This is a genomic window from Paenisporosarcina sp. FSL H8-0542 (genome assembly GCF_038632915.1).
Lineage (GTDB): Bacteria > Bacillota > Bacilli > Bacillales_A > Planococcaceae > Paenisporosarcina.
On record NZ_CP152050.1, the window covers coordinates 1 to 10000 of the forward strand.

At 40.0% G+C, this 10000-nt stretch carries 7 protein-coding genes (1 of these 7 cut by a window edge); 6 read left to right on the top strand and 1 reads right to left on the bottom strand.

All coding sequences use genetic code 11. The annotated features are described in order from the left end of the window. From dnaA to gyrA, 6 genes are all read left to right on the top strand, one after another. Positions 1-1347: a chromosomal replication initiator protein DnaA gene (dnaA, locus tag MHH33_RS00005; protein ID WP_016428941.1), complete on the top strand. Its 1347-nt coding sequence runs from the start codon at positions 1-3 to the stop codon at positions 1345-1347. Between the two features lie 168 nt (positions 1348-1515). Continuing rightward, positions 1516-2652, top strand: coding sequence for a DNA polymerase III subunit beta (dnaN, locus tag MHH33_RS00010; protein ID WP_016428942.1), 1137 nt, complete (start codon positions 1516-1518; stop codon positions 2650-2652). Positions 2653-2760: 108 nt separating this feature from the next. Next, positions 2761-2988, top strand: coding sequence for a S4 domain-containing protein YaaA (gene yaaA, locus MHH33_RS00015; protein ID WP_016428943.1), 228 nt, complete (start codon positions 2761-2763; stop codon positions 2986-2988). 1 nt (position 2989) lies between these two features. Continuing rightward, entirely contained in the window at positions 2990-4108 is a 1119-nt protein-coding gene (recF, locus tag MHH33_RS00020; RefSeq protein ID WP_016428944.1) for a DNA replication/repair protein RecF, read from the top strand. Between the two features lie 295 nt (positions 4109-4403). After that, positions 4404-6329, top strand: coding sequence for a DNA topoisomerase (ATP-hydrolyzing) subunit B (gyrB, locus tag MHH33_RS00025; protein WP_016428946.1), 1926 nt, complete (start codon positions 4404-4406; stop codon positions 6327-6329). Positions 6330-6356: 27 nt separating this feature from the next. Further along, complete coding sequence (gene gyrA / locus MHH33_RS00030; RefSeq protein ID WP_016428947.1) at positions 6357-8906, top strand: DNA gyrase subunit A; 2550 nt, start codon at positions 6357-6359, stop codon at positions 8904-8906. Between the two features lie 408 nt (positions 8907-9314). On the opposite strand, the gene MHH33_RS00035 is transcribed toward gyrA, so the two are convergent. Beyond that, on the bottom strand, positions 9315-10000 hold the 3' portion of the coding sequence (locus MHH33_RS00035) for an MFS transporter (RefSeq protein WP_016428948.1). The gene runs 526 nt beyond the window's last position; only the last 686 of its 1212 coding nucleotides appear in the window; the start codon falls outside the window, past its right edge; the stop codon is at positions 9315-9317.

Genomic DNA, 10000 nt, shown 5'->3' on the forward strand with positions numbered 1-10000 from the left:
TTGGAACATTTAGAAGAACTATGGTCGAGCGTTCTTGCTCAAGTGGAGCAAAAAATCTCGAAACCAAGCTTTGAAACGTGGCTCAAATCTACAAAAATGTTGACCTATCAAGGAGATACAGTGACAATTGCGGCTCCAAACTCATTTGCACGTGATTGGCTTGATACGCATTATGTACATTTGATAGCCGGTATATTGACCGAATTGACGGGGGAAGGCCTGTCCATCAAATTTGTTGTACCTAAAGATCAAAGCATGGAAGATTTCTCACTTCCTAAACCGATCGTTTCAATGAAAGATGATGAGCAACCAGAGTATTCACCTGGCATGCTTAATTCAAAATATACATTTGATACCTTTGTTATCGGTTCAGGTAACCGATTTGCGCATGCAGCATCACTTGCAGTGGCGGAAGCGCCAGCAAAAGCCTATAATCCACTGTTTATCTACGGGGGAGTAGGACTTGGAAAAACCCACTTAATGCATGCAATTGGTCACTATGTACAGGAACATAACCCAAATGCAAAAGTTGTTTATTTATCTTCCGAAAAATTCACGAATGAATTCATTAATTCTATTCGTGATAATAAAACGGTAGATTTCCGTAACAAGTACCGCAGCGTGGATGTACTATTAATAGACGATATTCAATTTTTGGCCGGGAAAGAACAAACTCAGGAAGAATTTTTCCACACATTCAATACTTTGCATGAAGAATCAAAGCAAATTGTCATTTCAAGTGACAGACCACCAAAAGAAATTCCAACATTGGAAGATCGTCTGCGTTCCCGCTTTGAATGGGGCTTAATTACGGACATCACGCCTCCAGACTTAGAGACGCGTATTGCGATTTTGCGTAAAAAAGCGAAAGCAGATGGCTTGGACATCCCAAATGAAGTCATGATGTACATCGCCAATCAAATCGATTCAAATATTCGTGAGCTTGAGGGTGCTTTGATTCGTGTGGTTGCATATTCTTCTTTAGTTAATAAGGATATGAATTCGGATTTAGCAGCTGAAGCATTGAAGGATATTATGCCGAATGCAAAGCCGCGTAAAATTACGATTTTGGATATTCAAAAAACGGTGGGTGAGCACTTCCACATACGTTTAGAGGATTTTACAGCGAAGAAACGAACGAAATCTATTGCTTTTCCAAGACAAATTGCCATGTATCTATCTCGAGAGTTGACAAGTTTCTCTTTACCTAAGATTGGTGAGGAATTTGGAGGCAGGGATCATACAACGGTTATCCATGCACATGAAAAGATTTCAACTCTATTAAAAGAGGATCAGGCCCTTCAACAAGACCTGAAACAAATTAAGAGTCTATTAGGTAAGTCTTAACAGTTGTGGATAACCCCACATTGGACAGCCTAGTTTATACACAGTCTATCTACATGTGGATAGGCTGATTTTATTCGGTAAAATGGACTTATTAACAAATCCACAGGCCCTATTACTATATCTATTATTCTTTTAAAACATTAATAAATATATAAGCGAGGTATAATCATGAAATTTGAAATCATGCGTGAACGGTTATTAGATGGGTTAAACGATGTAATGAAAGCAGTAAGTTCTAAAACAACGATTCCGATTTTGACGGGAATTAAATTAGAAGTTACTGAAGAAGGTTTGCACTTAACAGGTAGTGATTCTGATATTACGATTCAAACTTTTATAAAAGCTGAAGAAAATGGCGAACAAGTAATTCGTGTAATTGAAGAAGGGACAATTGTTGTTCAAGCTCGTATGTTCAACGAAATCGTTCGTAAGTTACCAACAAGTGATGTTGAAATTGAAGTAAATGAACAATATCAAACGCATATTCGTTCAGGTAAATCAGAATTCCATTTAATTGGACTGGATGCTTCTGAATATCCATTACTTCCAGAAATTCAAGATGATCGCCAGTTTGTCATTCCAGCAGATTTATTGAAATCAATTGTTCGTGAAACAGTATTCGCAGTATCAACTTCTGAAAGTCGTCCTGTATTAACAGGCGTTCATTGGGAAGTGAAAAATGGAGAGCTTGTTTGTGTAGCAACAGACAGTCACCGTCTAGCTCGACGTAAAACGACTTTGGAACAGCTGCCTGAGGGAGAATATAGCGTAGTAATTCCAGGAAAGAGCTTAAATGAATTAAGTAAAATCATTGGAGACTCATCAGAACCAGTTCATATCGTCATGACACAACAACAAGTGTTATTTAAAACTTCTGATGTATTATTCTATTCACGTTTACTTGAAGGAAATTATCCTGATACATCTCGTTTAATTCCGAGTGAATACAAAACAACGGTAACCGTAAACGGGAAAGCATTACTACAAGCGATCGATCGAGCTTCTTTATTGGCACGAGAAGAACGCAATAATATTGTTCGATTTAGCTCTTTGGAAGGCAATGTTGTTGAAATTTCATCCAGTTCACCAGAAGTAGGGAAAGTGGAAGAAGAAATTCAAGCAACATCTATCGAAGGAGAAGAACTAAAAATCTCGTTTAGTGCGAAATATATGATGGATGCATTAAAAGCTGTGGATGGCCAAGATGTAATGGTTCAATTCACCGGTGCAATGCGCCCATTCATCTTAAAATCAGTTCATGATGATGCAATTTTGCAACTCATTTTACCTGTTCGCACATATTAAAAATAAATTATTCAAAGGGTAGTCCTCTATTGGGCTATCCTTTTTTACTTCTTGGTGAAAATGAAGTAAAATGAAGGGATAGACTAAAAAGCGAAGGATGTAATTAACTTGAAAGAACTTGAAATTGGAACGGAATATGTAACACTCGGGCAAGTACTGAAAATGACTGACGTAATAAGCTCAGGTGGGATGGCAAAATGGTTTTTATCGGAAAATGAAGTATTGATAAACGGGGAAGTAGATCAAAGACGTGGACGTAAACTTCGTCATGGAGATTTAGTAAACATCCCTGGAGTAGGCGAACTTCGCATTGTGGATCCATTGAGCGGGCAATAATATGCACATAGAAAGTCTGGAATTAACGAACTACCGAAACTATGAATCGTTAGCGTTAAATTTTTCAAAAACAATCAATGTCTTGATTGGCGAAAATGCACAGGGAAAAACCAACATCATGGAATCGATTTATGTGTTATCCATGGCAAAATCTCACCGAACGTCCAATGATAAAGAATTGATACGTTGGGCTGAAGAATATGGTAAAATAAAAGGTGATGTTCAGAAAAAATATGGTCGCTTACCGCTTGAATTGACTTTATCCAAAAAAGGCAAAAAAGCAAAAGTGAATCATTTAGAACAAAACCGTTTAAGTGATTATATCGGTCAACTAAATGTGGTGATGTTTGCACCAGAAGATTTGCATCTTGTAAAAGGCAGTCCTCAAGTAAGAAGACGTTTTTTGGATATGGAAATTGGGCAAATATCGCCTGTTTATTTACACGATTTATTAACGTTTCAAAAGTTATTAAAACAGCGTAACCATTTACTGAAAATGCATCAAGGAAAATCATCTGTAAATGATGTGATGTTTGATGTTTATACTGATCAATATATTCAAGCAGCTGTCAGTGTTATACGTAAAAGATTTCAATTTATGGAGCTTCTTCAAAAATGGGCAGAACCGATTCATTTCGGGATTTCCCGTGGACTTGAAAAATTAGAAGTTCGTTATAACCCTGTCAGTGGCCTTGACCAAAATGCGACATTTGAACAAATGGCTGATTTTTTGCAGCAAAAATTGCAAGCAGGCAAAGCGCAAGAATTAGCGAGAGGTGTAACATTAACCGGTCCTCACCGGGATGATTTGCAGTTTTTCGTTAATGGCTATGACGTGCAAACTTATGGTTCTCAAGGACAACAACGTACAACTGCATTGTCGCTTAAACTTGCAGAGATCGAATTAATCAAACAAGAAGTCGGGGAATCACCGGTATTGTTGCTGGATGATGTGTTATCCGAACTTGATGACTACAGACAATCTCATTTATTAAATACCATCCAGGGAGAAGTTCAAACCTTCGTTACCACAACAAGTGTGGATGGCATCGATCATGAAACGATTACGCAAGCCGCAATATTTAATGTGAAGCAAGGACATGTTGAAGGAGGAGCGTGAGTGTTTTGTATGTGGTTATCGGCAAGACCATTGTCGTCAAGTACAGCGAAATCCTCACGATATTAGATTTTCGCGAGATAAAGGATGAGACGGAGCGGGACTCGTGGCTGCAAAATCCACGTACACGATGCTTGGTAGAAATACCACGTGTAAAGTCTTTAATCGTCACTCCTTTTTTAACGTATGCATCACCTCTTAGTCCGCAGAACATCGTAAAGAAATTTATTCAATTCCCAGGGGCAAGTCCCCTTCAGAACAATAGCGATAAGACAGTAGGAAAGAGCAGGTGAGCTAAATGGCGATGGAAGAAAAAGAACTGCAATCTTATGATGCTGATCAGATACAAGTATTAGAAGGTTTGGAAGCGGTACGTAAACGTCCAGGAATGTACATTGGTTCGACGAGTTCAAAAGGACTTCACCATCTTGTATGGGAAATCGTAGATAATGCAATTGACGAAGCCTTGGCTGGTCATTGTGATGAAATTGCCATCACAATCGAGAAAGACAATTGGATTAAAGTTGATGATAACGGTCGCGGAATCCCTGTCAGCAATCATGAGAAAATGGGACGTCCAGCGGTTGAAGTCATTATGACTGTATTGCATGCCGGCGGTAAATTTGGCGGTGGCGGATACAAAGTTTCTGGGGGTCTACATGGTGTTGGTGCCTCAGTAGTTAACGCCCTTTCGGAAATAACGGAAGTATATGTTCATCGTGATGAAAAGCTTCATTACATCAAATTTGAGCGTGGTGCAGTAACAAAAGAATTAGCGATTGTTGGAGAAACTGACAAGACTGGTTCTACTGTCCGTTTTAAAGCGGATCCAGAAATTTTTACCGAAACAACAGTCTACGAATATGATATTTTAGCGAACCGCTTACGTGAGCTAGCTTACTTGAACCGCGGTTTGAAAATTATCATTTCAGACGAGCGTGAAGAAGAAGTGCGCACGAACACTTACTATTACGAGGGTGGTATTAAGTCGTACGTTGAGCACTTGAATAAATCAAAAGAGCCGATTCATGACGAACCGATTTATATCGAAGGTGAAAAAGACGGCATTTCAATTGAAATCGCTATGCAATATAACAGTGGTTACTCGTCTAATATTTTCTCATTCGCGAACAATATCAATACGTATGAAGGCGGTACGCACGAATCTGGCTTTAAAATGGCGTTAACGCGCGTAATCAATGATTACGGACGCAAAAACAACATGATCAAAGATGCCGACACGAATTTAACAGGTGATGATGTGCGTGAAGGATTGACTGCCATTGTGTCAGTCAAACATCCAGATCCACAATTTGAAGGACAAACGAAAACGAAATTAGGAAACTCTGAAGTAAGCACAATTACGAATTCATTGTTTTCGGAAGCGTTTGAACGTTTTATGCTGGAGAATCCATCGGTTGCCCGTAAAGTCATTGATAAAGGATTAATGGCTGCACGTGCACGGGTTGCAGCGAAAAAAGCGCGTGAATTCACACGCCGTAAGTCCGCTTTGGAAGTATCAAGTTTACCTGGTAAACTCGCTGACTGTTCTTCTCGTGTTCCTGCAGATAGTGAACTGTATGTAGTAGAGGGTGACTCTGCCGGCGGTTCAGCAAAATCAGGACGTGATCGTCATTTCCAAGCGATTTTACCGTTAAAAGGGAAAATTTTGAACGTGGAAAAAGCACGTTTAGATAAAATTTTATCGAATACTGAAATCCGTGCGATCATTACAGCTCTTGGAACGGGTATCGGTGACGAATTTGCGTTGGAAAAAGCACGTTATCATAAAATCGTCATTATGACGGATGCCGATGTAGATGGTGCCCACATCCGAACTTTATTATTAACTTTCTTATTCCGTTTCATGCGTCCGTTGATTGAAGCGGGTTATGTATATATTGCTCAGCCTCCATTGTTCCAGATTAAACAAGGGAAAAATGTGGAGTATTGTTATTCAGATAAGCAACTAGCAGAAATCCTGGAGCGCTTGCCAAAACAACCAAAACCAGTTATTCAACGTTACAAAGGTCTTGGAGAGATGGATGCGACTCAATTATGGGATACAACAATGGATCCAGCCGTTCGTACTTTGTTGCAAGTAAACTTAGAAGATGCGATTGATGCAGATGAAACATTTGAACGTTTGATGGGGGACGAAGTAGAACCTCGCCGTCAATTCATCGAAGAAAATGCAATTTATGTGAAAAACTTGGATATTTAATACCCCAAGTGAAGGGAGGTCGCCTGCGTGACGAATATAGCAAATGATGGAGTTAGAGGAATTAATATCAGTACAGAGATGAAAACGTCATTTCTTGACTATGCAATGAGTGTTATTGTTCAACGAGCTCTTCCAGATGTTCGGGACGGTTTAAAACCTGTTCATCGCCGTATTTTATATGCGATGCAAGATTTGGGGAATACGGCAGAAAAACCGTACAAAAAATCTGCTCGTATTGTTGGAGACGTAATTGGTAAGTACCATCCACATGGTGATACGGCCGTTTATGACACAATGGTTCGAATGGCGCAACACTGGAGTTATCGTTATATGTTAGTAGATGGTCACGGAAACTTTGGATCAGTTGATGGAGATGCGGCGGCAGCAATGCGTTATACCGAGTCCCGTATGTCGAAAATCGCGATGGAATTACTGCGTGATATCAACAAAAACACAATTGACTTCAAAGATAATTATGATGGTCAAGAAAAAGAACCGATTGTCCTACCAAGTCGTTATCCAAACTTATTGGTAAACGGTACGTCAGGGATTGCAGTTGGTATGGCAACAAATATTCCGCCACATCATTTGGGTGAAACCATTGAAGCTGTGTTGGCACTTGCTGAAAATGAAGCCATCACTACTGAAGAGCTAATGGAAATCATTCCGGGTCCTGATTTCCCAACTGGTGGTATTATTTTAGGACGAAGCGGCATTCGTCGTGCTTATGAAACTGGGCGTGGATCTGTCATTATCCGCGGTAAAGTTGAAATTGAACAAAAATCGAATGGCAAGGAAGTCATTTTAGTTCATGAACTTCCATTCCAAGTGAATAAGGCTCGCCTTATCGAAAAAATCGCGGAACTTGTGCGCGATAAGAAAATTGACGGCATTACAGATCTTCGCGATGAGTCAGACCGTAACGGAATGCGCATCGTCATTGAAGTCCGTAAAGACGCCAATGCTAACGTTCTATTAAACAATTTATATAAACAAACAGCTCTTCAATCAAGCTTTGGTGTGAATATGCTGGCGCTTGTCGATGGTCAGCCAAAAGTACTTGGCTTGAAAGAGATTTTATATCATTATTTAGAGCACCAAAAAGTCGTCATTAAACGACGTACACAGTTTGAACTGACAAAAGCGGAAGACCGAGCTCACATTTTAGAAGGTCTTCGTATCGCTTTGGATCATATTGATGAAATCATTGCATTGATCCGTAGTTCACAGACGGGAGAAGAAGCAAAACAAGGATTAATTGCTCAATTCAACTTGTCTGAACGTCAAGCCCAAGCAATTCTTGATATGCGTCTTCAACGTTTAACTGGTTTGGAACGCGATAAAATTGAAGAAGAATACAAGGAACTTCAAAAACTGATTGCAGAACTTCGAGCGATTTTAGCGGACGAATTGAAAGTTATTCAAATCATTCGTGAAGAGTTGAATGAAGTCAAAGAGCGTTTCAGCGATAAACGACGTACGGAAATTACTGCAGGTGGCGCTGAAATGATGGAAGACGAAGACTTGATTCCACGTGAGAACTCTGTTCTGACTTTGACTCATAATGGATACATTAAACGTCTGCCGGTAAATACGTATCGTAGCCAAAAACGTGGTGGACGAGGCGTACAAGGAATGGGTACGAATGAAAATGATTTCGTCGAACATCTCCTATACACTTCTACTCACGATACCATCCTGTTCTTTACCAACACAGGTAAGGTGTATCGTGCGAAAGGATACGAAATTCCTGAGTACGGTCGTACAGCTAAAGGATTGCCAATCGTCAATTTATTAGGTGTCGATAAAGAAGAGAAAGTTACCGCAATGATTCAGATGGCATCATTTGAAGACGATGCGTACTTCATCTTTACCACGCGTCTGGGTGTAACGAAACGTACGCCAGTCAGTGGATTTGCCAATATTCGAGCGAACGGTCTTATCTCAATCTCTTTAAGAGACGACGATGAGTTGATTTCTGTGCGATTGACCGATGGGAAAAAACACATCATCATCGGAACTCGTAATGGTATGCTCGTACGTTTTGAAGAAACAGATATCCGTTCAATGGGACGTACAGCATCTGGAGTTCGAGGAATTCGATTACGTGAAGACGATCACGTCGTTGGTATGGAAATCCTGGAGCCAGGTCAGGAAGTATTGGTAGTGACGGAGAATGGTTACGGAAAACGTACACCTGAAGAGGAGTATCGTTTGCAGTCTCGTGGTGGAGTTGGTATTAAGACAAGCCAAATCACCGATAAAACTGGTCCATTATCCGCAGTTAAAGCGGTTGATGGTTCAGAAGATTTGATGCTCATCACGATTAATGGAATGTTAATTCGAATGGATGTTAACAGCATTTCTATCACTGGCCGCAGCACGCAAGGTGTTCGCTTGATTCGTTTAGGCGATGATGAACTTGTGGCAACTGTCGCAAAAGTAGAGAAAGCTGAAGATGAAGAAGAATTTGATGAAGATGGTGAAGAAAGCACAACTTCAATAGTTGATGGAGAAGAATCAACAACTGAAGCAAGTGAAGACTTACCGACAGAATCAGATTCATCAGAAGAATAATAGAAGGACTAAGGTGCATATGCGCCTTAGTCCTTTTTTTATGACTTGACTCTGTTAGCTTTTTAAGTTGATTTTTTTATGAAAATTAGAGAGAATCGGCTCTCTTTCCGCGGACGAAGCTAGTGCAGCGATGCAACGTACTTTCATGTTTCGAAGCTAGCGTAGCGATGCAACGATCTACCATGTTTCGAAGCTAGCGTAGCGATGCAGAAACAGAAACAGAAACAGGAGCACAAGTTTTTAGGTTTTTCCGCAGGAAAGAATAAGGCAAAAACTTTTGGCCCTATTCTTTGCGACGAGTAACCGCAGGAGCAAAAGGTTTGTCGCAGATTCCCTTCCTATCAACAACATCATCATTTAACTGAGCCTATGACTTAATTACGTATCTACTTCAACAGTAGTTTTCTTTCATTGCTCCACTGCCTGCAGAAGTTGTGCTTTTTGCTTTTCAAGAATGTGCAGATTCCCCAAGTAGTAAAAGAAAATGCTGCACAAAATAATGACTGCGATTACAGAAAACAAGAAATCCCCGCCGAAGTCCTGAAGTAACCATCCACCAAGAACAGGACCAGTGAAATTTCCAATGGACCGAAACTGGCCAGCCCCAAAGTAAGTTCCTTTTCGATTCTCGGGTGCAATTTGATCAATAAAGACACTGGTGGATGGGAAAATGAAAATTTCACCTATGGTGACAATTGCCATTGCAATCATCATGCCAATTGCTGTGGTAGCAAAACCAAAACTTGCAAACCCGATAGCAAAGAAAAGACTCCCTAGTATCATGACACGGAGAACCGGCCATTTTTCAGTAATCAAACTTAAAGGAACTTGCAAAATGATAACGAGAATTGCATTGAGTGCAATGAGCTTAGCAAAAAGTGCTACCCCATCAGAAAACGACTGTTGTATGTACTGAGGTAAGTTCGAATCAATTTGTGAGTAGCCAACATTTATCAAGATGCCGCCAATAATAAATACGAGTAATGTTTTATCTTTCCACGTTACCATCAGCGTATCCATCAATGGCAATTGATGAACAGGCGTTACATGTGTAATTGAATGACGATTTAACATGATGAACAATGTGCCTCCAT